Origin of the sequence: Muricauda brasiliensis, from assembly GCF_003057865.1 — a bacterium.
Taxonomy (GTDB): Bacteria; Bacteroidota; Bacteroidia; order Flavobacteriales; family Flavobacteriaceae; genus Flagellimonas; species Flagellimonas chongwuensis.
In genome coordinates this window covers 1-24583 of sequence record NZ_QBTW01000021.1, presented here as the reverse complement: position 1 = coordinate 24583, position 24583 = coordinate 1, and the positions used below count along the sequence as shown (strand labels likewise).

Sequence of the window (24583 nt, the reverse complement as noted above, 5' to 3'; positions counted from 1 at the left end):
AATGAAAAAATATGTAATAGGACTCGATTATGGTTCCGACTCAGTAAGAGCGGTACTGATTGATTCCCAAAACGGAGCAGAACTGGCTTCCGAAGTATTCTGGTACCCTAGGTGGAAAGCACAAAAATACTGTGACCCCGCCATCAACCAGTTTAGGCAACATCCTTTGGATCATATCGAGGGATTGGAGCATACCGTAACCTCTGTGATGAAACAAAGCGAGGTGTCCCCAGAAACTGTAAAAGGAATCTGTATAGATACCACAGGTTCCTCGCCAATGCCAGTGACTCAAGACGGTACAGCATTGGCCTGCACGGAAGGTTTTAAAGAAAATCCAAACGCCATGATGGTACTTTGGAAGGATCATACCGCGGTTAAAGAAGCCAACGAAATCAATGATTTGGCCAGAAGCTGGAGCGGAGAAGATTATACCAAATATGAAGGAGGAATCTATTCTTCCGAGTGGTTCTGGGCCAAAATTCTTCATGTGGCCAGAGAAGATAAAAGCGTAGTTGATGCTGCCCATACTTGGATGGAGCATTGCGATTTCATCACCTATCTCTTGGCGGATGAAAAAGATCTAAAGGAATTTAAAAGAAGCCGATGTGCTGCAGGGCATAAAGCTATGTGGCACGAGAGCTGGGGCGGACTTCCCGATAAGGAATTTTTGTCCCAACTTCATCCCTATTTGGCCGACTTAAAAGATAATCTTTACGAAGAAACGTATACTTCGGACCAAATTGCAGGCCACCTGAACAAAGAGTGGGCGGACAAATTAGGTCTTACTACAGATACTGTAATCGCTGTGGGCACTTTTGATGCCCATGCAGGCGCGGTAGGAGCCAAAGTAGACCATCATGCACTGGTAAGGGTAATGGGAACATCCACTTGTGACATTATGGTATCTTCCAACGAAGCAGTAGGTGATAAAACCGTCAAGGGAATCTGTGGACAGGTCGATGGTTCCGTAATCCCTGGTATGGTTGGTCTGGAAGCAGGTCAATCCGCTTTTGGTGATGTATTGGCATGGTTCAAGGACGTATTGCAATGGCCGATGGATAACTTGGTTTTAAACTCCAAAGTACTATCAGAAGAACAAAAAGCAGACCTTAAAGCTGAGGTCGAATCATGGTTCATAAGGCTTTTGGCGGAACAAGCCGAGGCAATCCCGTTGTCAGAATCCGTGCCAATCGCATTGGACTGGGTGAACGGACGAAGAACCCCGGATGCCAATCAAGAATTAAAAAGTGCCATTTCCGGAATATCGCTAGGTACGAAGGCTCCCCATATTTTTAAATCCTTGGTCAATGCCATTTGTTTCGGGGCCAAAATGATTGTGGACCGTTTTGAAGAAGAGGGGGTAAAAATAGAGACCGTTATCGGCATTGGAGGAGTGGCCAGAAAATCACCATTCATCATGCAGACTTTGGCCAATGTGCTCAATATGCCCATTAAAGTGGCCGAATCGGACCAGGCACCCGCACTGGGAGCCGCTATTTATGCAGCAGTTGCCGCTGGGATCTATGATAATGTCATTGAGGCCAGTAAGGTAATGGGAAGTGACTTTGAAGCAGAATATTTTCCGCAAGCGTCCCAAGTGGAGGTATATGCCCAGTTGTTGGAAGCGTATAAACAGCTTGGAAACTTTGTGGAAGAACAAACGAACAAAAACACATAAGATGAGCTCTAAATACAAATTGCTGAAAGAAGAATGCTACGAAGCAAACATGGAACTCAATGCCTTGGGACTTGTTATATATACCTTCGGTAATGTGAGTGCTGTGGACAGGGAAAATGCTGTTTTTGGCATCAAGCCCAGTGGTATTCCCTATGAGACATTAAAACCAGAGGATATCGTTATCATGGATTACGATAATAATGTGGTAGAGGGCAACATGAGACCGTCGTCCGACACCAAAACACACAGCTATCTATATAAAAACTGGGAGAATATAGGGGGAGTGGCCCATACCCACGCCATGTATTCCGTTTCATGGGCACAGGCCCAAAGGGATATTCCCATTTTTGGGACCACGCATGCGGACCACCTTACCCAGGATATTCCCTGTGCGCCGCCGATGGCAGATGAACTTATCGAAGGGAACTACGAGCACAATACGGGAATCCAAATTTTGGACTGCTTTAAGGAGAGGAGTTTGGACTATAATGAGGTTGAAATGGTTTTGATCGGAAACCACGGCCCTTTCGCTTGGGGCAAGAATGCTGCCAAAGCGGTATACAATACCAAAGTGTTGGAAACGGTTGCCCAAATGGCGTATTTGACTTTGCAGATCAATCCCCAGGCAACAAGATTAAAAGATTCTCTCATAAAAAAACACTACGAGCGTAAACACGGTAAAAATGCGTACTACGGTCAATAAATAAACTTTAATAAATGAAAATATCCCAAAAAGAAATCTGGTTTGTAACAGGTAGCCAACATTTGTATGGACCGGAAACTTTAAAACAAGTGGCCAGCAATTCAAAAGAGATTGTTGATGGATTAAATGCAACCGAAAAAGTGCCGGTTTCCTTGGTTTTTAAACCTATCGTTACCACGCCTCATGAAATAACTGCAATCTGTCGTGAAGCAAGTAACTCGACCTCTTGTATAGGGGTCGTGACTTGGATGCATACTTTTTCCCCGGCTAAAATGTGGATTGCAGGACTCAAGATATTGAGCAAGCCGTTGTGCCATTTGCACACCCAGTTCAATGCAGAAATTCCATGGAAAAGCATTGATATGGATTTTATGAATCTGAATCAATCCGCACATGGTGACCGGGAATTTGGATTTATGATGTCCCGGATGCGTAAAAATCGCAAAGTAGTGGTAGGCCATTGGAAAGATGAGCGAGTTCAACAAAAATTGGCCATTTGGGCGCGAGTTGCTTTGGGAGTTGATGAATTGCAACATATGAAAGTGGCCCGTATTGGCGATAATATGCGCGAAGTTGCCGTTACCGAGGGAGATAAAGTTGCGGCCCAAATGCGTTTTGGCGTGGCTGTAAATGGTTATGATTCATCCGACATTACCAATATTATTGATGGATTGGAACAAAAGGCCGTTGATCAACTGATTGAAGAGTATGAATCGAGCTATAATCTGTCCGAATCGCTTCAAAAGAATGGAGCACAAAGACAGTCTTTGATAGATTCAGCCAGAATAGAATTGGGACTCAGAACCTTTTTGGACGAAGGTGGTTTTAAAGCCTTTACCGATACTTTTGAGAATCTGGGCGTTCTAAAACAGCTGCCAGGTCTTGCCGTCCAGCGTTTAATGGCCGATGGATACGGTTTTGGAGGCGAAGGTGATTGGAAAACGGCAGCCTTGACCAGAACCATGAAGGTGATGGCCGAAGGCTTAGAGGGGGGAACATCCTTTATGGAGGATTACACCTATCACTTTACACCTCAAAAAGACTATGTTTTGGGGTCGCACATGTTGGAAATATGTCCGTCCATTGCCAGCGCAAAACCATCGTGTGAAGTACATCCGTTAGGGATTGGCGGTAAGGAAGACCCTGTTAGGTTGGTCTTCGACTCTCCCGCAGGTGATGCATTGAATGCTTCATTGATAGATATGGGCAACAGGTTCCGTTTGATCGTGAACGAAGTGGAAGCAGTGGCTCCCATGGCCGATTTGCCAAAATTACCAGTGGCACGGGTACTTTGGGATGCGAAACCAAACTTGGATATTGCCGCAACCGCTTGGATTCATGCTGGAGGAGCGCACCACACGGTATATACACAAGCATTGACCACCGAATATATGGAAGATTTTGCCGATATTTTCGGAATAGAACTTTTGGTAATAGATTCGGATACGAAACTAAGGACATTCAAAGACCAACTGCATGCAAACGAGGCATATTATCACATGTTTCAACATGGAATGTAGTCAATAACTAATATAAATTTGTAACCATGAGGATAACCAAACCAGTTATATTGTACGGTATTTTACTTATGAGCCTTATCAATATAGCTTGTAAGCAAAACAAAAAAGAAAACCAATCAGAAATGGAGATTGAAACCACAGCAAACCAACCGAACCCCATCGAGGAAACCATCTTTGGTACAATGCCCGATGGTACGGAAATAAAGAAATTCACCTTGAAAAATGAAGCGGGAACAGAAGTGGATGTCATTACCTACGGGGGTATCATTACTCGTTGGACAGCTCCTGATAGAAATGGATCTTATGATGATATTGTATTGGGTTTTGACAACCTAGGTCAATATCTGGAAGGAAACCCATATTTTGGGGCGCTCATTGGTAGGTACGGTAACCGTATCGCTAAAGGAAAATTTTCTTTGGACAGGGAAACCTATACCTTGGCAACCAACGATGGGGACAACCATCTTCACGGTGGAGAAAAAGGTTTTGATAAAGTGGTATGGAACGCCGAACCCAAAACTACCGATGAAGGAGCAACCTTGGAACTTACCTACACCAGTAAAGATGGCGAAGAAGGCTATCCGGGTAAATTGGATGTAAAGGTTACCTATATCCTTACTGATGATAACGCCCTTGACATCCAATATGAGGCCGTTACCGATAAGCCAACCGTGGTAAACTTAACGCAGCACAGTTATTTTAATCTTTCAGGACAACTTTCCAAACCAGTTTTGGACCATAATATTTATTTGAATGCCGATACCTACTTGCCCGTTGATGGAGGTTTGATTCCGACTGGAGAATTAAGGAAAGTAGCGGGAACGCCTTTCGATTTCAAGGAGCCCAAACTCATTGGTAAGGAGATAGAGGCCGAAAACGAGCAATTGGGACTTGGTGGCGGTTATGATCATTGTTGGGTGCTTAATGAGGGTAAGGACAACTTTCGTTTGGCCGCCTCGGCATATCACGAAAAAACGGGACGTTTTATGGAAGTATACACCAACGAGCCCGCTATCCAGTTTTACAGCGGAAACTTTTTGGATGGAACCTTGCCTGCAAAAGGAGGGGGCACCTATGTCAAGCGTTCAGGCTTCTGTTTGGAAACCCAACACTATCCAGATAGTCCCAACCAGTCAGATTTTCCATCGGTTAGGCTGAATCCTAGTGAAAAATATACTTCGAGGACCATGTATAAATTATCAACCAAATAAAATAACTGCCATGCAGACATTGGATACGTTTGATTGGGTAGCCATATCCATATACTTTTTAATTCTTCTGGGAATTGCACTATGGGTAATTCGGAAAAAAGAGAACAATACCGAAGACTATTTTTTGGCTGGTAGAAATGTAGGATGGTTCGTTGTCGGAGCGTCTATTTTTGCCTCAAACATAGGGTCGGAACACGTTGTGGGATTGGCAGGAGCTGGTGCCGGGGACCGTTTGCCCATGCTGATTTATGAGATTCAGGCCTGGGTCGTTTTAATCTTAGGTTGGGTATTTTTACCCTTTTATGCAAGAGCTGGAGTTTTCACTATGCCCGAGTTCCTGGAAAAACGTTTTGACGCTAGGGCGAGATGGATACTGTCCGTATTCTCCATCGTGGCCTACGTGCTCACCAAAATTTCCGTAACCATTTATGCAGGCGGAATTGTGGTTTCCGCACTCTTGGGCATCGATTTTTGGACAGGTGCCATTGCAACAGTCGTACTGACTGGGATCTACACAGTACTGGGAGGTATGAGGGCAGTTGTTTATACCGAGACCCTGCAAGCCGTTATTTTGGTGATTGGGGCCGCTGCACTTACCTTTATTGGTCTTGATCATGTTGGAGGATGGGAAAGTATGAAGGAAACCGTAACCCCAGAATATTTGAATATGTGGAGAGCAGCCTCGGATCCAGATTTTCCATGGCCGCCACTTTTGATTGCCAGTACCATTACGGGTATCTGGTATTGGTGTACCGATCAATATATCGTACAACGTGCATTGACCGCAAAGAATATTAAAGAGGGTAGGAGAGGGACTATTTTTGGAGCCCTGTTAAAACTGTTGCCCGTATTCTTGTTTTTGATTCCTGGAGTTATCGCCTTAACACTTAAAATGCGCGGAGAATTACAATGGAACAGCCCTGATGAGGCTTTCCCTGTTTTAATGAGCAACTTATTGCCATCGGGGCTTCGCGGACTTGTGGCCGCTGGTCTTTTGGCCGCTTTAATGAGTTCTTTGGCCTCCGTGTTCAATTCATGTTCTACCTTGTTTACGGTGGATATCTATAAAAAATTGAGACCTAACACACCTGAAAAGAAGTTGGTGAGGACAGGTCAAATAGCAACTGTTATCGTGGTAATCATCGGTATCATCTGGATTCCCATTATGGCCAATATCTCAGGAGTGCTTTATGAGTACCTGCAAAGTGTACAGTCCTATATAGCACCTCCGATTACAGCAGTGTTCCTATTGGGTATTTTTCATAAGCGTATCAATGCGCAAGGGGCATTTGTAACCATGATTGTTGGTTTTATAGTGGGAGCACTGCGTATTGTGCTGGAATTGGTGAAGGATTCCTTGAACCCAGATAGCTTTTGGTTCCTCTTGGGCGATATGAACTTTTTATCCTTTGCCTCATGGTTCTTCCTATTCTGTATCATTTTGATTGTGGTCGTGAGCTATGCTACAGCACCGCCTTCTGAGGAGAAACTTAAAAACCTCACCTATGCTACCATTTCGGAGGAAGAGAAAAAGCACAACAAGAACAGCTATAATTGGAAGGATATTGTTATTTCGTTGATCATAATTGCGATAGTGATCTATGTGATGATTTGGTTCAATGGAAAATAAAAACTTGATATTGGTTGGATTCTTGAATAAAAAATGGGCGCTTTTAAAGTGCCCATTTTTTATATCTGAAGGTTTCCGGCCAATTGTTTTAGGATAATCTCCGAAACCTTTGCCTGGTACTTTGCGTTACTATTTCTAACCTTGGCATTGATATAGTTTAATTGGGCTGTGCGGAATTCGATAGTGGGAATGATTCCGATTCTATACTTTTCCACCGTAATATCAAGATTTTCCTTGGCAATGGACTCGTTTTTTTCCTCCAGTTCCATCAAACTGATATTGGTCAAGTAGGTTTGATAGGTAGTGTTGACCATTGATGTCAATGCCTGCTCTTGCTCTGCTATGGCAATTTCGGCATTTTCTAGAGCTATTTTTCCAATTTTCTCGTTCCTATTTTGATTGAAGCCATCAAATAAGTTGAGGGATGCCCCAAAACCGTAGTTGAAACCATTGGATTGTGAGCGTGTGCTAAAGCCAAGCTCCGAGGTGGAATTTCCGATGTTGTAGCCAGTGGTCACATATATTGAAGGATACCGGGAAGCCTTAATTTGTTTAAGCTGCAATTCGCTTATCCGTTTACTTATTTTTTCCGCCTGCAACTGAGGGTTCTCTGCAACTACTTGGTTTTCCAACTCTTCAAGGTTCAGCTGTTGGTCAACAAAAATTTCTGGAATGACCTTAAAATCGATTTTTAGATCGCGGGCCAATTGTTCGTTCAGTTGGATCTTTGTGTTCTTGTGCAGTTCCTGTTGACGTTGCATTTGCGTTTTATCCGTATTCAAGTCTACTTGGGCGTTCAATACCTCTAATTTTGATGCCTTACCTATGGTAAAACGGTTCTGTGCCAGCTCCACTCGTTGTTCAGATATCAATAAGGTACTGTCCAAAGCGGAAAGTTGCTGTTGCTGTTGCACCAAATCGTAGTAGGTAGTCATTACATCGCCCACTTTTCCCAAAATAGCTTGTTTTAGTTCAGCTTCCCCTAGTTTTTGGGTTTCCTCTAACTGTTCGTAGTTGGCAAACATCCGCAAACCATCGAAAATGGTCCATTCCAGGGCAACTCCGTAGTTCAGGTTGCTGTTCTTGGCATTATCTCGTTCTACTTCCGTTCCATCTACCCGTGTTTGCGATAGGTTTTGAACACTATTGTTGTCCACTACGCTAGCAGTAACTTGTGGCAGCATACCTGCCTGACCTGGACTCACGCCAACTTCATCCATACGAAGGTCGTTTTTGGCGGTCTTTATTTGGTAGTTGTTCTCTAGCGCAATCTTTACGGCTTCTTCAACGGTAAGCACTTCTTGAGCGTTAGAGTAAAGTGCTGTGGCTAATATTAGTAAGAACAGTAGGTAATTTTTAAAATCCATAAGTTATGTTAGCTCGAGGGTTTTAAATTCTGGTCTTTGGACTTTTTTTCTAGACCACATGACATACAATGCTGGAATAATGAACAAGGTGAGCGCAAGGGAGAACATAGTTCCTCCAATGATTACCACTCCCATTCCGGTTCTACTTTGTGATGCCGCACCAAGGGACATTGCTATCGGCAAGGCACCAAGGGCAACGGTCAAACTTGTCATTAAAATAGGTCTTAGCCTTGAGACAGAAGCTTGCATTATAGCCTGATATTTGGAAATATGTTCGTTTTCCTCTTGTAACTGGTTGGCAAATTCCACAATAAGGATTCCGTTCTTGGTTACCAGTCCAATTAACATAATGGTTCCGATCTGACTGAAAATATTCCATGTTTCGCCAAACAACCATAGAGAGAACATGGCTCCGGCGACCGCCATCGGTACGGTTAGAATAATAATGAAAGGATCTATAAAGCTTTCAAACTGAGCTGCCAGAATCAAAAATATCAGTACAAAAGCAAGGCCAAAGGCAAATGCGGTATTTGAGCTACTTTCAACAAAGTCCCTGGACTCACCGCCAAGGTCAGTGGTAAAGGTATCGTCAAGAACCCTATCTTTTATCCGTTCCATGGCTTCGATTCCATCTCCCATGCTCATACCTGGAGCAAGAGTAGCTGAAACGGTGGCGGACATATATCTGTTGTTGTGATACAACTGTGGTGGACTGCTATGTTCTTCGGTATTCACCAAATTGTCCAATTGGATCATTTGTCCATCGTTGTTCTTAACGAATATCGAGGTCAAATCCATTGGTTCGTTCCTATCCTGTTTATCGAATTGGCCAATCACCTGATATTGTTTTCCGTTCATAAGGAAGTAACCGAACCGCTGTCCACTTAAGGATAGCTGTAAGGTCTGTGCAACATCCAATACGGACACACCAAGACTCTCTGCTTTTTCTCTATCGATGGTTACATAAAGTTCGGGCTTGTTGAATTTTAGGTTGACATCAACAAAAGAAAAGGTAGGGTCTTTTTCGGCCTCGGCCATAAATTCAGGTACTTTCTCCTCCAGCTTTTCAAAGTTTTTTGCCTGTATGATAAATTGTAGCGGTGCACCACCACGTTTGTTTACAGAAATGGTGGGTCTTTGAAAAACACTTGATCTACCGCCAACGTAAGATTTTGCCCATTTACTGAACTCATCTGCGATTTCTGCCTGTGAGCGATCACGTTCGCCCGGTTCGGACAATATGATACTCGCCCTTCCGCTATTTACAGAGGATGCACCAAAGCCCGGCGAGGTCATGATCAAACCGACCTGTGCTTCGGGTATGGAATCCAGCACCAATCTGGTAATGCCATCCATGTATCTCTCCATATATTCATAGGAGGACCCTTCTGGTGCGTTGACTACCAAACGGACGTAGCTTCTGTCATCATAAGGAGCCGTTTCTTTTTGTAATAAGTTGTAAAACAGTACGATTATGCCGATACAGGCGAACAACAACGGGAAGCTCAACCATTTCCTTGCCATAAATCCCTTCAAAGCCCTTTCATAGGATTCGTTCATCTGAATAAAGAACTTTTCGGTGGTCTTGTAGAATTTGGATTGACCTTGCTTGCCTGGTTTTATCAGGTAGGCGTTCAACATGGGAGTCAATGTCAACGAAACAAATGCCGATACCAAAACGGCTGCACTGAGGACGACCCCGAATTCCCTAAAAAGCCTTCCAACAAATCCTTCCAAGAATATTACCGGAAGAAATACGGCCGCTAGGGTCACGGAGATGGATATGACCGCAAAAAATATCTCTTTGGAACCTTTTACGGCTGCCTCAATGGGCGTCATACCTTCCTCTACTTTCTTGTATATGTTTTCTGTTACTACAATACCATCGTCTACCACAAGGCCCGTGGCAAGAACAATGGCCAATAAGGTGAGTACGTTGATGGAGAATCCAAACATCCACATAATAAAAAATGTGGCAATCAAGGAAACCGGGATGTCGATCAATGGTCTTACTGCCATGGACCAGTTCCTGAAGAAAAGATAGATGACAAGGATTACCAATACAATGGATATCAACAATGTTTCAGCTACTTCGGTTACTGCCCTTCTTACGAATACGGTGTCATCAACAACAATGTCCAACGATATATCGTCCGGTAAATCCTTTTGCAACTGCTCATATTCTTCGTAGAAAGCATCAGCAATTTCTAGGTAATTGGTTCCGGGTTGTGGGATGATAGCGGTGGCGACCATAGGCTGACCCAAGTTTGTCATTTTGGTCTCCATATTTTCCCCTTCCAGCGAGGCTTTTCCGATATCGCTCAAATGCACCAGTCTTGCTCCATCCGACTTGATTACGATATTGTTGAAACCATCTTCGGTATTTAGATTCCCAATGGTTTTTACGGTCAATTCTGTATTGTCACCTGTCAATTTACCTGATGGAAGTTCTACGTTTTGGGCCAGAAGCGCGGCTCGTACATCGGCCACGGTTAGCCCATAAGCAGCAAGTTTTACGGGGTCTATCCATAATCGCATGGCGTACCTTCGTTGACCCCAGATTTGAATACTGCTCACTCCTGGAATGGTCTCCAGTCGCTGCGCAATAACATTCTCGGCAAAATCGGACAGTTCTAATATGTTCTTGTTATCACTCTGGATAGTCATGGAGAGAATCCTTTCGGCATTGGAATCTGCTTTTGATACTACCGGTGGGGCATCAAGGTCATCGGGTAGGCTTCTGACCGCTTGCGAGACTTTATCGCGAACGTCGTTGGCCGCTTCCTCTAAATTTTTATCAAGATTGAACTCTATACTAATGGAACTGGAACCCTGTACACTTGAAGAGGTGATATTTCGTATTCCATCAATGGAGTTGATGGCCTTTTCCAAAGGTTCCGTTATCTGTGATTCTATAATGTCTGCGTTCGCACCGGAATAATTGGTCCTGACCGAAACTATTGCCGGGTCGATGGAGGGGTACTCCCTGATACCTAAAAAGGTATAGCCAATGGCTCCGAAGAGTACAATGGCTATGTTCATAACTATCGCAAGTACAGGCCTTTTTATGCTTAAGGTTGATAAATTCATAGCTCAGCGTTTACGATTTATTCTAAGTTTACTCTTATGGGCATTCCATTTTGAAGCGCCATAACCCCATAGGTGATGATAGTATCTCCCGGTTTTAGTCCGGAAATCACCCGTACAGACGATCCCGTTCTTGAACCTATTTCCACGTCTATTTCTTTGGCCTTGCCATTTTCAACTATATATATTCTTTTTCCGTTCTGTACAGGGATCAAAGATTCGGTTGGTACAAGAATTGCATCCTCTGCAGTTTCCAGCGGCAGGTTTACATTGGTGTAGGCCCCGGGATATAAACTGTGGTCCTTGTTGCCTGTAATTGCCCTTACCCTTAGCGTTCTCGTGGCAATATCTACTTCTGGGTCTATGGCGTAAATCGTTGCTTTATGATTCTCCTTTGAATCCGATGTAGTAAATGTCATTTCCGTGCCCACCTGAATTTGGGAGGCGTATTTTTCAGGAACGGAAAAGGTGATTTTTAAATTATCGGTATTCACCAATTTTGCCACTACGGTGGTAGGGGTCACATAGGTTCCTTTTGAAATTGACCGCAACCCGATGGTGCCAGAAAATGGCGCCCTAACATTGGTTTTGGACAATTGAGCGGATATAAGTTCGGACTCTGCATTGGCTGATTGATAATCGGCGCTGGCAATGTCATATTCCTCTTGGCTAATGGCCTGTTTTTCCAATAAAAGTTTTGCCCGTCTTTCGTTTTCAGAGGCCAGTTTTTTTGCGGTAAGTGCCTTGGATAACTGGGCCTGTAGTTCGATGTCGTTTACCTTGAAGAGAATCTGTCCCTCCGACACCTGGGAACCTTCTTTAAAATTGATACTTTCCACGATTCCGGAAACCTCGCTCCTAATATCTATCTGTTCATTGGCTTCCAAAGTACCGGAGATGGAAATGTTGTCCTCGAATTTTGAAGGCTTCAATATGGTTCCGGAAACCGTAGAAATGTTTGGTCCGGAGTTTCCGGATTTCCCGATTTCGGCGTTGGACTTTATTCTATAGGCAATAAGAACACCTACTCCAACAACTAATAAGCTGTAGACTATGTATTTTACTTTCATTTTGGTTTGGTGGCAGTTACGCTGTTTTTATATAAAAACATGCGGGTATCAAAGATAAACCTACTCTAATATTCAATGAAAGTCATCAATGTTATTTTAACATAGTAATCCTCTCAACAGCCATATAATAGGGGTTAACGACATATTACTCCTTATAAAATGAAAAATTTAATTTGAGGTTTGTTAAAATTTAACGACAATCATCGATTGACCGATGTCATTTTTTGCCATATTTCTTCGATTTATCTTTGATAAAAGAGAAATATCCATGAAAACTATACTGGTTCCTACAGATTTTTCAAAGAATGCCCTACATGCATTGCAATATGCCCAAGAGCTGTTTAAATGTGAACGAGCCTGCTTTTTTGTGATGCATGCGTACGGGGAAGAGGTATATGGAGCATATAAAACGGTGGCAAAGGAAAAAGTTGATGAATTGAAAGAAGAACGAAAGGCCCAAACCCAGAAAAAACTGGACCAAATGATCAACTCTATAATTGGTGAACCATCAAATCCACTTCACAATTTTGAAACAGTGGCCAGTTTTGATCCACTTATGGATGCGGTCAACGATTTTGTTGATGAAATGAACATTGATTTGGTGATCATGGGAACTAAGGGAGAGACCAGTAATCACAATACTACATTTGGCAGCTATACCATCGAGGTATTTAAGTATGTGAAATGCCCGGTATTGGCAATACCCGAAGATTTTGAATACAGACAGCCCAATGCCATTCTCTTTCCAACCGATTATTTGTTGCCCTATAAACGTCGTGAGCTCAAACTTTTGGGCGATTTGGCAGGCAAATTTAAATCCAAGGTGCATTGTTTGTACATAACGGATTTTGATGAACTGAGCCTTCGCCAAGAGGATAATAGATTGTTTTTAGAGGGAACTTTGACCAGGGCCTATTTGCATTTTGAGACTACACCTGTTAAAAACAAGGTTGAAGTGATCTTGGAAGAAATTGAAAAGAGGGAAGCAGGAATGCTGGTGATGATAAATTCCCGCCATTCTTTCTTTGAGGATATGCTATACCGTTCCACGGTGGACCTGTTGGGGCTCAAGATTAAAATACCGTTCATGGTAATGCAAAATATAAAACGATAGGCAAGTGAGGAAGAAACGAATTATATTGCCTACGGACTTTTCTGAAAATGCTTGGAATGCTGCGATATACGCCTTGGAATTATTCAAGCATGTTCCTTGTGACTTTTTTCTGCTAAACTCTTATCAAGTGGGAGCCTCTGGTCTTTCTACTAAAATGGCCGGTGCCAATGATACGCGATTGTACAATTTGATGAAAGAACAATCGGAACGTGATCTTGAACGAGAGTTGGAAAGAATCAAAAAGGTTGATAAGAATCCAAAACATACTTTTACATCCAAATCCATAATGGATACTTTGGTCAATGCTATTGGAAAAACGGTATATCAGGAGGAAATCGACTATATCATCATGGGAACCAAAGGTGCATCAGGACTAAAGGAAGTTTTTATGGGGAGCAATACCTATACTATTATCAAGGAAATGGACTTTTGCCCGGTCATAGCGGTCCCGGAAGATTACCGACCGAATGGAAAGTTGGATTCCATTTTGCTCGCTACAGGTTATGAGCATCTTTTTGAAAATTACGAGCTAAAACCACTGTTGAACCTAGTAAAAAGTTTCAATGCGAAACTTTGGATAGCTCATGTGGGTAATGAAACATCCTTTACTCCGGAACAGAAAGCTTTCAAAAGCGCATTGGAAAAACGCTTGCGATCCATCGATTTTGAATTTGTGGAAGTGGAGAAAGATGTTTCGGTCAATAATACCATTCAAAGATTAATTCAAGAAGACGGTAATATTGGCATGGTAGCTATGATCAATCAAGATCACTCATTTTTTGAGAGGCTGACCAGGGAACCGGTAATTAAAAAAGTAACCCTTAATTCCACAGTTCCTTTCTTGGTCATTCACCTATTTGAATAGGCTATAAAAATGATTTGGCCAATTGAACGATTTCCCCTTTTTGCAAAACACCGGATTTTCTCCAGAGTTGTTTTCCGTTCTTGAAAAAAATCATTGTTGGCACGCCTTTTACCTGATACGTGTTTGCGAGACTTTGGTTCTTGTCCACATCTATTTTCACAATTTTCAACGAATCGCCCATTTCATCCTTCACTTGTTTTAAAATAGGTGCCAACATTTTACAGGGGCCACACCATTCTGCGGAAAAATCGATGAGCGTCAATTGGTCACTATTGATCAAATTGACAAAGTTTCCTTTCATAAAATCTACATTTAGCGTACGCAATTTATAAAAACCGACTAAACCACAAAGTGACCTAGGTCACATGGAAATTGATAGCGTAATAAAAAGTGGTTTCGTTTCGGGTCGGATACTTTTTCTATCTTTAGCTGCTACATAACTAAACAAACTAAACCTTACATGTACACAAAACTTACAAGTTGTCTTCTTTTGATTTTAATATTATCATCTTGCAAAAACGAAAATAAAAAGGAAGACGCCGATACTTGGCGCACCAAAAAATCCGCGGTGGAAAATGCTACACACAACCAATTGCTGCAAGTGGAAAAGGAAGAAGGCTGGAAGCTACTTTTTGATGGGGAGACCTTGAGTGGGTGGCATTTGTACAACGATCCGTATGCCACTTCTGTTTGGGAGGTAGTGGATGGGGAATTGCATAGCAACGCAAATGATGAATCTTTGACAGCAGGAGATTTGGTCACTAACGATGCTTACGAAAATTATGAGCTTACTTTGGAGTGGAAGATAGCAGGAAATGGTAACAGTGGTATTTTTATCAACGTTCAGGAGTTACCGGATGTACCTACGGCTTGGCAAAGCGGACCGGAGTATCAGATTTTAGGTGCGGACCATATGGATTATGATATACCCGAGAAGCGTCCCGGCTCCCTTTATGTATTCCTGCCCCAACAAAACAAAGTAGAGGTTGAACAAGGAGGGTGGAACAAGACCAGGATAAAACAGGAGAATGGTAAAATAGAGTTCTACCTCAATGGGGTCCTCACGGCAGAGAAAGATTTTAGCTCACCCGAATGGAAGGAAGAGATTGCCGGTACTCATTTTTCCAAATACCCCGAGTTCGGCAAGACCACAGAAGGTAAAATCGCTTTGCAATATTGGTATTTTGAAACTTGGTTCCGAAATATTAAGATAAGAGAGCTTTAAAAACATTTTTTTAATCAATTTAGCTGTTGAAGAAGTTTCTCCAAACTTTCATCTTTTCCGTGCAATATAATGGCCTATAAGGCAAGTGCAAAATGGCGGTTAAGTTAGCCTAATTTAAAGTTTTCAACTTTTTAATACTCCAAGCTTTTGCGACGGAGCAACACCTTGGCGTAGTCGCGGGCCATTTTATCCCCGAACTCTTGGTAGCCACGTTGTGCCCACTCTAGTGCCATGTCCGTTTTCCCTTTGACCTCGTAGGCAACTGCCAGGTTATGGGCTGCCCTTCCTGCAGACTTTCCCCTATTGTTGGCAACATCGGTCCATATTCTAATGGCTTCGTCCCAGTTGGCCACTTCACTGCTTCTCCAGCCAGCGGCAAATAGGTTTTTGTCCCTACCTTTTCCTTTTTTGTACATATCCCGTCTTACACGGTAATAGCTGGTAAAGAAACGGCTGGTATAATCCATACCGGCAGCATAGGCCGTTTCGGGTAGTGCAGATAGGGGTGCAGCGCCACTTAACAGGTCAAAATCCATAAAATAGGTCTGTTGGTACTGATCCATAATGGTTTTTGAATGTGGATCGTAGAGTCTCCAAAAGCTTCTGATATTTACACGAGATCGACGGGGGAATCGTGTATCGGTACGTCCGGTTTCCATAACAGAGGTAACTTGATTGACCGCATTGGCAATTACAAAATCAGAATTGGAATCAAAGTTTTCCAGAACGAGCAGAACGTCTGCGTTGGCCGATTCACAAATTTCGTTTACTTCGTCCCAACCCAATATCTCTGGAGTTTTTCTGGTGCCGGTACCGTATATCCTAACTTTTGGAGGTATCACAGCTTTTAAGTGATTACTGTTCCGTAGACCATCAAAAATACCTTTGACGGCTTCATCTGAGGCAAGTTTGTCCGATCCTGCTATTTCGCCCGTGGCTATGGATTCCAAAGTTCTGTTTTTCTTGTCCTCTTCTTTGGTCAGTGAACGGTTGACGACGGCTACACTTTCGATTTCTTGTGGCAAAATAAGTTCGGGTTCTTGAGGGTAGTTCAAATTCACAAATCCAGAACTTGCACAGGAAGCCATACTTAAGAAAACAAAGGAAAGCAGAATAAAGTTGAAGTTTTTCATGATTGTAAGATTTTGGTAAAGTATGGGTTACAACAAACGTGCCATAGCTTTTTTCCTTGGAGCTGTAGGTTTTAAAACGAGAAAATAGATGCTTTATTTTTATAGGGGTTTTGCATGTTTTTTTACTTCCACAAACAACCATTTGTATTCTTGTCCATCCTAATAGCGAACAATAAAATTTAATTGAAGATGAAACGAATGTTTTTTAATGCTTTTTCCCTAATGAGTATTTCGGCAATCCTTATGTCATGTAGTTCGGATGAAGGGCCCGAATGTGCACCGGATTTTACTGGTGATCTAACCACGACCGAAGAAATATTGGTCGGGGAATGGATTCTTTCCGGCATTGAAGCTGCCAAGGAAGTGGATTTGACCGATGATGACACGGACAATGCATCAACAGACCTTTTTGAACAATACGAAGAGTGTGCTAGGGACGCTGCCTATACTTTTGATTCCGATAGGACTTTTGCCTATGAAATAGGAAAATATGGGGAAGATTGTGACTATGTGGTTCCTTCTACAGGTACATGGGAATTGACTTCACAAAACCTTAGCTTGGTATCTTCATGCTCCATGCAAACCACTAATTTGGAGTTTAATGAAGATTTAACGGCATTTACATTCTCGGAAATATACAATATAACCGAGGTGAACGGTTCAGTAGTGCAAACAAGGATAGATTTTACATACACCTTAACTCCATAGGATTAAAAACAAAGATCATACGGCAAGTATGGAGCAGGTTTTAAGTATACCTTGGTCAACTAAACTCACTTTGTTGGGTGAATTACTTTTATGAGATAAAAGATGGGCTGTAACCTATCTGATAATGTTATAACTACACTGTTGCTTCAATTTGGGCTACGCAAGTAAATAAAGAGATTAAAATTTGTCGTTAATCCGAAATTTGTAAATTGCAGGTGTAAAATGTTTGCATTTACCAAAAATGAAGCCAGAATATTTGCATAACCTCAAAATCGACCTCCTATCGGAGAATACCGTGGAGGATGATTTTAGCATAATATATGAGTTCTACAGGCCTAAACTTGTTGTTATTGTAAACAGTTATATTCCTTCTCAAGAAGATGCCGAAGAAATCATCCATGATGTCTTTGTCAAATTATGGGAAAAGTGGGATACATTACAGATTACCACCAATTTTACAGGTTACATTTACAGTATGACCCGAAATGCCTGTTTGGATTATCTTCGCGCCAAAAAAAATAAGCTCACCAAAGAAATGTCTGTTGAACAGCAAGAGTTTTGGTTGAACCATGGTGCGTTGGCAGATGATATGGCTTCTTCGATTTTAGCAAACGAGCTTCAATCTCTGGTGGATAAGGCCATAGAGCAACTCCCTGAAAAATGTAAGAAAGTTTTCAAAAAGAGTAGGATGGAGGGATTGTGCCATAAAGAAATATCAGAGGAAATGGAAATATCTCCTAAAACCGTGGAAAACCATATGAGCAGGGCCTTAAGGCAACTTCGAGTGGCCCTGAGCGAGTACCTGCCTTCTTTGTTTTTATAAAATTTACTTTCCGACTAGGGGGTGACCCTATTTTTTACGTCATGCTATTGAATACTGTTCCTATTTTAAGATGAACAACAAGGATATCAATGCATTGGTAGAAGGTCGACTGCCAGATGATAAAAAGGCTGAAGTTGTAAAGTGGTTGCTCAAGAACCCTAAGCAACAACAACGTTATCATGTTCTCAAAGCAAGGCATGTCGCCAAACTGCTAAAAGAAGGTGAGCGTAAGAACGTATTGGGGCCCAAAAGAAAATTTGCCGATTGGTATAAATATGTAGGATATGCAGCTTGCGTTTTGCTAATGGCTGCCTTGGCATATACGTTGATTTCGCCAAATAAACAATTGGAAGAAAGAAGTTCACAAATAATTTTGGCTTCTACCTCTATAGGGGAGAACAAAACCATAACCTTGTCAGATGGTACAAAGGTTACATTGAATGCGAACACCACCTTTTCTTATCCCGAAAAATTTTCCGAAGAATCAAGAGATGTCAGTCTTCAAGGAGAGGCGTTTTTTGATGTGGCCCATAATCCGGAAAAACCCTTTAAGGTGGCTACCGGAAATGGCATGAATATTCAGGTGCTGGGAACGGTTTTTAATGTGAAATCCTATCCGGAAGACCAAAATGTGGAAACTACTTTGGTGTCTGGAAAGGTAAAAGTAGTGGAAGAACAAAATCAAAAGACCGTGGTGTTGGCCCCATCACAAAGGGCTACTTATGTCAAGGATGCCGATAAGCTTATTGTTGACAACGTACAGACCAAAAAATTTACTGCTTGGCGAGAAGGTAAATTTATTTATGATGAAACGCCCATAAGGCAGGTCATAAGCGATTTAAAAAGAAAATACAAGGTTGATATATCGGTAGAATCCCCTGGGATAATGGACTATAAATATACCGGGGAGTTCGATAATCTTGGTATTGAACAGATTCTGGATCTTTTTGAGGTGTCGTCACCTATACTCTATAAAATGCACAATAACCAAATAACACTATTTATGAAGCAATGATTTAAAAAGAGAGAGGAGGGTGTTCCCGCACCCTCCTCTCAGAAACTATTTAACCACATAAAAATGTAATTAAACATCGTAAACTCATCAAAATTATGGAAAAAAAGGAACTTTTTTTACCAAAGGTCCCAATTATCAGGATAATGAAAATCTATTTGATCTTAGTGGCGCTTACTTTGGCCAAGTTATTTGCTTCGGAAGCAAATGCCCAAAGCATTTCGTTGGAGGCGAACAATGTAAGATTGAAGCGGATATTGAACGAAATCGAACGTAAGAGCGATTATAGTTTTTTCTACAACAACAGCATTGTGGATGTCTATTCCAAAAAATCGCTTAAAGTTGAAAATAAAACATTGGACGCCGTATTGAACGAACTCTTCTCCGAGTCCGATATAGCCTTCAGTTTTGTTAGGAACCAGATTATTCTTTTTCCAAAGAACAATCCGGAGATAAAGGATAAAATTGAAAGTCTCCTGAGCAAGCATAATGTAGATAAAGTGCCGACCGCATTGAGCCCGGACAAAATCAACGAGCTCATTAGAACCAATGTACAGTTTACTGTAAACGGAAAGGTTACGGACGATGCCGGTACTCCGATTCCTGGGGTGTCGATACTGGTAAAAGGTACTTCCAAAGGTACTACCACCGACTTTGACGGGAACTACAGTATTATGGCAGATGCCGGTGATGCGCTTATGTTTAGCTATATAGGTTTTGTGACCCAGGAAATCGAGGTTACTGGAGAACAGACCATTGATGTAACCCTTAAAGAAAATGTTGCTGCTCTTGATGAGGTGGTTGTCGTGGGTTATGGTACCCAAAAAAAATCTGACCTTACTGGTGCTGTTGGGGCAGTGGACAGCGAAACACTTTTAAAAGCGCCGGTAAGCAACGCCTTGCAAGGTATGAGAGGTAAGGTGGCTGGTGTAAACGTATTCTTGAATTCAGGTTCGCCAACAGGTTCGCCAAGAATTGTGATTCGTGGTGTGGGAACCATTAATTCTTCTACAGATCCATTGTATGTGGTGGATGGCGTGGTAATGGACGATATACAGTTCATCAACCCGAACGATATTGAGCGTATGGAGGTGTTGAAAGATGCATCTTCTGCAGCTATTTATGGAGCTAGAGGTGCCAATGGTGTTGTTTTGATCACGACCAAAAGAGGTTCAAAAGATGAAAAAATATCTATCGGTTATGATGGTTTCTTGAGCGTGGGAAGCATTCGTAAGAAAATGGATTTGCTGAATGCAGAGGAATGGTTGGAAGTAGTTCGTACAGGTATGGAGAACACTCCAAAATATCGTCCTGGCGATCCTGCCCCGGTTTTTACCACAAACGATCCCAATCTTTTTGATGCACAAGGTAATCCGTTGTACGATACCGATTGGCAAGATGAAGCCACTAGAACAGCTTACTCTAACAATCACCAATTATCTATTCAACAAGGAAGCGAAAAATCATCTATAGGGGTGTTCTTGAATTATTCCCACATAGAAGGTATAATGTTGAACAACGAGTTGGATAGGATAAGCGGTAAAATAGCTTATGATGTCACCCCAAAAGATTGGTTGAAATTAGGAGTGAACCTTCTTGTAAACGACGTAAAGGATACCGAGTTCGAAGAAGGCGGTGGAGGTCAAACGCCAAGAAGGACCATGATTGAAATGCCTCCAATTTTCCCTGTAAAATTCCCTGATGGAACATGGAGCAATAGCCAAATGATCAGCGATGCCTACAACTTGGAGTCCATGTCCAACCCGGTTCACGTATTGGAAACACAGGAAAGATTCTGGGAGAGAAACCAGCTTTTCGGAAACTTCTACGCGAATTTCACTATTATGCCAGGTTTGGAGTTCAGAACACAATTTGGTTTTGATAAAAATATCAGAAACAAAAAGGAATATTCGCCACGTGACTTGGTAAACATTTCCGCTCCCAATGGTTTTGCCCGTATTTTTAACGAAAAAAGCACATACTGGCAACAAGAGAACTACCTAACGTACAACAAGGAGTTCGGTGATCACAGAATCAACACCATGTTGGGTATTAGCTGGCAAGAGCGTGTATATGAGTCCTCTAACATTTTTGCCAGAGGATTTAGCGACGACTTTTTCCGTTATAACAACATTGGTTCCGCCAGTAACCCAAGTGCACCGGAATCCGAAACAAACGAATGGGCGTTGAACTCTTACTTCTTACGTGCCGGTTATACATTTAAAGATAAATATCTGTTGACTTTGACAGGAAGGGTCGATGGTTCTTCAAGATTTGGTGAAGACAATAAATACGGTTTCTTCCCTTCAATCGGTGCAGGTTGGAACATCAGTGAAGAGGGTTTTATGCAGGATGTGACCGCAATCAACAGGCTTAAGCTACGTGGTAGCTACGGTATCACGGGTAATACGGAAATTGCACCTTATAGTTCATTGGCAACAGTTTCTTCAGGAACAGTTTTATTGAACGGTACAAGGGTAAGTTCCAGTTCCGTAAATCGTTTATCCAACCCAGGTTTGGAATGGGAGAAAACCAGCCAGTTTGATATAGGTTTAGATCTTGCTGCCTTTGACTACAGACTTCGTGTGGAGTTTGATTATTACGATAAGTTGACCAAAGACCTTCTATTGGACAGACCAGTTCCTTATACAACAGGATTTACATCGGTAAGGGATAATATCGGTTCGGTTTCCAACAAAGGTATCGAGGCCATGGTCACCGCAGAAATTATCCGCAAAGCCGATTTCGGTTGGGAGACATCTTTCAACATGAACTACAACAAGAACAGGATTGAAAGCTTGGGCGAAAATGATGAGGATATAGAACCAGGACCATTTTGGGTTTCAGGAAGTCAAACTATACTTAGAGTGGGAGAGTCCTTAAGTTCTTTCTGGGGTTACGAGCGTTTGGGAACCTGGGGAACCGACGAAGCCGCTGAGGCTGCCGAAGTTGGCGCTGTTCCTGGTGAGGCCAAACGATCTGCAGAAAAGAAAATCCTTGGAAAAGGTTTGCCGGATATTACAGGTAGTTTTATCAACACCTTCAGATATAAGAATTTCGATTTCACCGCCGATATACAATTTGTTGCAGGTGTAGAGATCATGCAGCAGTTCTATCACTCTACCGAAGACCGTTCAGGTATTGCCAACGGACTTGCTACCATTCTTTATGATGGTTGGACCGAGAGCAACCAGAACACCCAAGTTCAGGAAATCAGGAACCAAGCGTATGCAGGGCAAAACAGTCAGGTAGATAGCAGATGGGTGGTTGATGGTTCCTACATCAGAGGAAACCTATTCTCTTTGGGTTATAACTTCAATCAGCAGTTTTTGGATATCATGGGCTTGAACCGTCTTAGGGTATATGCCAGTTTGGAAAATGCTTTCGTGATTCATTCCAAAGACTTTCAAGGGTACGACCCAGAAGCTACTTCATGGGGCGGGAACCAATGGGGACAGAATATTTTCTTCTTCCAGTATCCCAAGCCAAGAACATTTACCATTGGATGTAGCCTCAAATTTTAATACATAAAAAAGATATCATGAAAATTAAATATATAGTTTTTCTAATCGGAATAATTGTATTGGGTTCCTGTTCAGACTTTCTGGAAGAGAAACCCTTGAGCGAACTGGATTCCAATCAGTTCTTCTCAGAACCAGACCAGGCCTACAGTGCGGTAAATTCACTGTACAGGACCGGTGCTCCCAACATGACGGATGGTGGAGTGTATAGTGGAACCCCAATGATGCTGGGAGGATACATGTCCGGGTATTTCGTTAACGAATATGCAGGTCAGGAACTCCATGTGAGCAATTCTCAAGAGCTTACCCTTAACGGGGATAATATTGGAGGTTACCTTCAAGATAGATGGAGGGAACTTTATCTGGGAATCTCCAGGGCAAATAACGCCATCAAGTATATTCCTGAAACACCTGGGTTGAGCGATTCAGAAAGGTCACAACTAATGGCCGAAGCCAAATTCTTTAGAGCCTTTGCCTACTATTTCTTGGTAAGATGGTTCGGTCCCGTACCATTGACCACGGAGCCATACGAATCTTTGGAAAATCTGTATTTGGAGAGAAGCCCTGTGGCCGATATCTATACGCTGATAGAGCAAGATTTAACCGATGCTCTAAATGGTGGACTGCCAACAGTAAGTATGGTGGACAACGGTAAGCGCGTAACTGCAGGAGCAGTTGCGACACTATTGGCCGATGTTTACCTGACCATGAGTGGAAACCCATTGAATGCGGACCGATACAGTGATGCAGCCAGCTTGGCACAGGACATAATCAATGGAACTTACGGTTCTTATGATTTGGTGCAGCATGATGAGCTGTCTCCGGGAGTTGTGGATTTGGAAAATTCCGCCTACAACAAGATTAGAAAGTCAGATGCATCTGCCGTAGAACATATTTATATCAAAGAATATGACCCAGAGATAGGAACTTCCGTTTATCCAAGGTACTCTTACCCTGTAGCACTTGCTTCAGAAGTACTTTATGATATTACTAACGGAGGGTATCTGCCTTCAGATGGATTTATGGATTTATATGACCCGGCAACTGACCTAAGAATTCAGGAAAAGCAATATTTTCATTCCACCTTTCAAGATTCAGGACAAACCTTTGCAACAGCACCTTACGTCTGGCATGATGATACCGCCATTTTTGAAACAGCAAACTCAGGAAAGGATTTTGCAGTTTACGGTTATGCTGATGTATTGCTGATTGCGGCCGAAGCCATTGCAAGATCTAGCGGAGTCACCCCAGATGCCATTAACTATTTGGCCCAAGTGCGTGCCAGAGCTTATTGGGAATCCGACATTGCCACAGTTCAAGCGGATTTATCCGGTTTGGGAACAGAGGCCTTTGTACAGGAAGTTTGGAAAGAAAGACACAGGGAATTAGTTTTTGAATTCAAAACTTGGTTCGATATTGTTCGTACAGGACAGTTCCCAGTAGCGGATACACCTGGTTCCATATCCTTTGTGAATGCAGTTGGGCATACCACAGAAAGAGGTAAACAGATTGAAGAAAAGCATATGTTATTGCCTTTGCCAGGGCCGGAACTTCAGCGTAACCCAAGTTTGGGTACCGACAACAACGGTTATTAATACATTAGTATTAAACTATGAGGCCCATCATATCCTTTATGGATGGTGGGCCTCAATTTTAATATATAAGATACTCATGGGAATCAAGAGCATGGAACATACGTTCTGTGCAAGCATTGATAATGATTCCCTTTAGATTGAATCATATTTTACTCATTTATAATTAAACCAAACTAACAGATGCAGATAATAGAGAATTCTACGGTGTACGATGCGATCATCGTGGGCTCCGGGGCCGGTGGCGGCATGTCGGCGAAGGTGCTGTCGGAGGCGGGCCTAAAGGTGGCCGTTGTCGAGGCTGGCCCTTTCTTCGACCCGGCG

The 24583-nt window shown here is 42.4% G+C and carries 19 protein-coding genes; 14 read left to right on the top strand and 5 right to left on the bottom strand.

Annotated features, from left to right (window positions below; translation table 11 throughout):
* The first annotated feature begins 1 nt into the window (after window position 1).
* The 5 genes from DCK90_RS15320 to DCK90_RS15300 are packed head-to-tail and all read left to right on the top strand — an operon-like array spanning window position 2 to window position 6742.
* A complete protein-coding gene (locus DCK90_RS15320; protein WP_108247089.1) occupies window positions 2–1678 on the top strand; it encodes a ribulokinase in 1677 nt (558 codons plus the stop codon).
* A 1-nt stretch (window position 1679) separates the two neighbouring features.
* Entirely contained in the window at window positions 1680–2381 is a 702-nt protein-coding gene (locus DCK90_RS15315) for an L-ribulose-5-phosphate 4-epimerase (RefSeq protein ID WP_108247088.1), read from the top strand.
* Window positions 2382–2395: 14 nt separating this feature from the next.
* On the top strand, window positions 2396–3901 hold the full coding sequence (gene araA / locus DCK90_RS15310; RefSeq protein ID WP_108247087.1) for an L-arabinose isomerase: 1506 nt from the start codon (window positions 2396–2398) through the stop codon (window positions 3899–3901).
* A 26-nt stretch (window positions 3902–3927) separates the two neighbouring features.
* Window positions 3928–5112, top strand: a complete 1185-nt coding sequence (locus DCK90_RS15305; RefSeq protein ID WP_108247086.1) for an aldose epimerase family protein — start codon at window positions 3928–3930, stop codon at window positions 5110–5112.
* 10 nt (window positions 5113–5122) lie between these two features.
* Window positions 5123–6742 carry a sodium:solute symporter gene (locus DCK90_RS15300; RefSeq protein ID WP_108247085.1) on the top strand — a complete coding sequence of 540 codons (1620 nt, stop codon included), beginning with the start codon at window positions 5123–5125 and terminating at the stop codon, window positions 6740–6742.
* Between the two features lie 59 nt (window positions 6743–6801).
* On the opposite strand, the gene DCK90_RS15295 is transcribed toward DCK90_RS15300, so the two are convergent.
* The 3 genes from DCK90_RS15295 to DCK90_RS15285 are packed head-to-tail and all read right to left on the bottom strand — an operon-like array spanning window position 6802 to window position 12266.
* A complete protein-coding gene (locus tag DCK90_RS15295) occupies window positions 6802–8109 on the bottom strand; it encodes a TolC family protein (protein ID WP_108247084.1) in 1308 nt (435 codons plus the stop codon).
* Between the two features lie 3 nt (window positions 8110–8112).
* Window positions 8113–11199 (bottom strand): efflux RND transporter permease subunit, encoded by a 3087-nt coding sequence (locus DCK90_RS15290; RefSeq protein ID WP_108247083.1) that lies wholly within the window; start codon window positions 11197–11199, stop codon window positions 8113–8115.
* Between the two features lie 17 nt (window positions 11200–11216).
* Window positions 11217–12266: an efflux RND transporter periplasmic adaptor subunit gene (locus DCK90_RS15285; protein WP_108247082.1), complete on the bottom strand. Its 1050-nt coding sequence runs from the start codon at window positions 12264–12266 to the stop codon at window positions 11217–11219.
* 268 nt (window positions 12267–12534) lie between these two features.
* Here DCK90_RS15285 and DCK90_RS15280 point away from each other — a divergent pair, with 268 nt between their 5' ends.
* Window positions 12535–13380, top strand: a complete 846-nt coding sequence (locus DCK90_RS15280) for a universal stress protein (RefSeq protein WP_108247109.1) — start codon at window positions 12535–12537, stop codon at window positions 13378–13380.
* Window positions 13381–13384: 4 nt separating this feature from the next.
* Window positions 13385–14245 carry a universal stress protein gene (locus tag DCK90_RS15275; protein ID WP_108247081.1) on the top strand — a complete coding sequence of 287 codons (861 nt, stop codon included), beginning with the start codon at window positions 13385–13387 and terminating at the stop codon, window positions 14243–14245.
* A gap of 1 nt (window position 14246) precedes the next feature.
* Here DCK90_RS15275 and trxA read toward each other — a convergent pair whose 3' ends face one another.
* On the bottom strand, window positions 14247–14546 hold the full coding sequence (gene trxA / locus DCK90_RS15270) for a thioredoxin (RefSeq protein WP_108247080.1): 300 nt from the start codon (window positions 14544–14546) through the stop codon (window positions 14247–14249).
* A 159-nt stretch (window positions 14547–14705) separates the two neighbouring features.
* Here trxA and DCK90_RS15265 point away from each other — a divergent pair, with 159 nt between their 5' ends.
* Entirely contained in the window at window positions 14706–15470 is a 765-nt protein-coding gene (locus DCK90_RS15265; protein WP_108247079.1) for a 3-keto-disaccharide hydrolase, read from the top strand.
* A gap of 131 nt (window positions 15471–15601) precedes the next feature.
* Here the strand turns inward: DCK90_RS15265 and DCK90_RS15260 are convergent, their stop codons facing one another.
* The gene (locus DCK90_RS15260) at window positions 15602–16603 is read right to left on the bottom strand and encodes a DUF6340 family protein (RefSeq protein WP_108247078.1); all 1002 of its coding nucleotides are present in this window, start codon (window positions 16601–16603) and stop codon (window positions 15602–15604) included.
* A 189-nt stretch (window positions 16604–16792) separates the two neighbouring features.
* Between DCK90_RS15260 and DCK90_RS15255 the strand changes: the two genes are divergently transcribed.
* The 6 genes from DCK90_RS15255 to DCK90_RS15230 form a co-directional block, all read left to right on the top strand.
* Window positions 16793–17311 carry a DUF5004 domain-containing protein gene (locus tag DCK90_RS15255; RefSeq protein ID WP_108247077.1) on the top strand — a complete coding sequence of 173 codons (519 nt, stop codon included), beginning with the start codon at window positions 16793–16795 and terminating at the stop codon, window positions 17309–17311.
* A gap of 241 nt (window positions 17312–17552) precedes the next feature.
* Window positions 17553–18134: an RNA polymerase sigma-70 factor gene (locus tag DCK90_RS15250; RefSeq protein WP_108247076.1), complete on the top strand. Its 582-nt coding sequence runs from the start codon at window positions 17553–17555 to the stop codon at window positions 18132–18134.
* Between the two features lie 70 nt (window positions 18135–18204).
* Window positions 18205–19149, top strand: a complete 945-nt coding sequence (locus tag DCK90_RS15245; protein WP_108247075.1) for a FecR family protein — start codon at window positions 18205–18207, stop codon at window positions 19147–19149.
* Between the two features lie 143 nt (window positions 19150–19292).
* On the top strand, window positions 19293–22670 hold the full coding sequence (locus DCK90_RS15240) for a TonB-dependent receptor (protein ID WP_234414771.1): 3378 nt from the start codon (window positions 19293–19295) through the stop codon (window positions 22668–22670).
* 17 nt (window positions 22671–22687) lie between these two features.
* Window positions 22688–24262: a RagB/SusD family nutrient uptake outer membrane protein gene (locus DCK90_RS15235; RefSeq protein WP_108247073.1), complete on the top strand. Its 1575-nt coding sequence runs from the start codon at window positions 22688–22690 to the stop codon at window positions 24260–24262.
* A gap of 180 nt (window positions 24263–24442) precedes the next feature.
* Window positions 24443–24583: FAD-binding protein (locus DCK90_RS15230; RefSeq protein ID WP_159075819.1), on the top strand; the 141-nt coding region annotated here is incomplete at its 3' end.

Excerpts from the sequence above, each read along its gene's own strand:
- DCK90_RS15320 (WP_108247089.1), top strand. The coding sequence starts at position 2 with ATGAAAAAATATGTAATAGGACTCGATTATGGTTCCGACTCAGTAAGA.
- DCK90_RS15300 (WP_108247085.1), top strand. The coding sequence starts at position 5,123 with ATGCAGACATTGGATACGTTTGATTGGGTAGCCATATCCATATACTTT.
- DCK90_RS15260 (WP_108247078.1), bottom strand. The coding sequence starts at position 16,603 with ATGAAAAACTTCAACTTTATTCTGCTTTCCTTTGTTTTCTTAAGTATG.
- DCK90_RS15295 (WP_108247084.1), bottom strand. The coding sequence starts at position 8,109 with ATGGATTTTAAAAATTACCTACTGTTCTTACTAATATTAGCCACAGCA.
- DCK90_RS15280 (WP_108247109.1), top strand. The coding sequence starts at position 12,535 with ATGAAAACTATACTGGTTCCTACAGATTTTTCAAAGAATGCCCTACAT.
- DCK90_RS15240 (WP_234414771.1), top strand. The coding sequence starts at position 19,293 with ATGAAAATCTATTTGATCTTAGTGGCGCTTACTTTGGCCAAGTTATTT.
- araA (WP_108247087.1), top strand. The coding sequence starts at position 2,396 with ATGAAAATATCCCAAAAAGAAATCTGGTTTGTAACAGGTAGCCAACAT.
- DCK90_RS15250 (WP_108247076.1), top strand. The coding sequence starts at position 17,553 with ATGAAGCCAGAATATTTGCATAACCTCAAAATCGACCTCCTATCGGAG.
- DCK90_RS15315 (WP_108247088.1), top strand. The coding sequence starts at position 1,680 with ATGAGCTCTAAATACAAATTGCTGAAAGAAGAATGCTACGAAGCAAAC.
- DCK90_RS15290 (WP_108247083.1), bottom strand. The coding sequence starts at position 11,199 with ATGAATTTATCAACCTTAAGCATAAAAAGGCCTGTACTTGCGATAGTT.
- DCK90_RS15245 (WP_108247075.1), top strand. The coding sequence starts at position 18,205 with ATGAACAACAAGGATATCAATGCATTGGTAGAAGGTCGACTGCCAGAT.
- DCK90_RS15265 (WP_108247079.1), top strand. The coding sequence starts at position 14,706 with ATGTACACAAAACTTACAAGTTGTCTTCTTTTGATTTTAATATTATCA.
- DCK90_RS15255 (WP_108247077.1), top strand. The coding sequence starts at position 16,793 with ATGAAACGAATGTTTTTTAATGCTTTTTCCCTAATGAGTATTTCGGCA.
- DCK90_RS15235 (WP_108247073.1), top strand. The coding sequence starts at position 22,688 with ATGAAAATTAAATATATAGTTTTTCTAATCGGAATAATTGTATTGGGT.
- DCK90_RS15305 (WP_108247086.1), top strand. The coding sequence starts at position 3,928 with ATGAGGATAACCAAACCAGTTATATTGTACGGTATTTTACTTATGAGC.
- DCK90_RS15285 (WP_108247082.1), bottom strand. The coding sequence starts at position 12,266 with ATGAAAGTAAAATACATAGTCTACAGCTTATTAGTTGTTGGAGTAGGT.
- trxA (WP_108247080.1), bottom strand. The coding sequence starts at position 14,546 with ATGAAAGGAAACTTTGTCAATTTGATCAATAGTGACCAATTGACGCTC.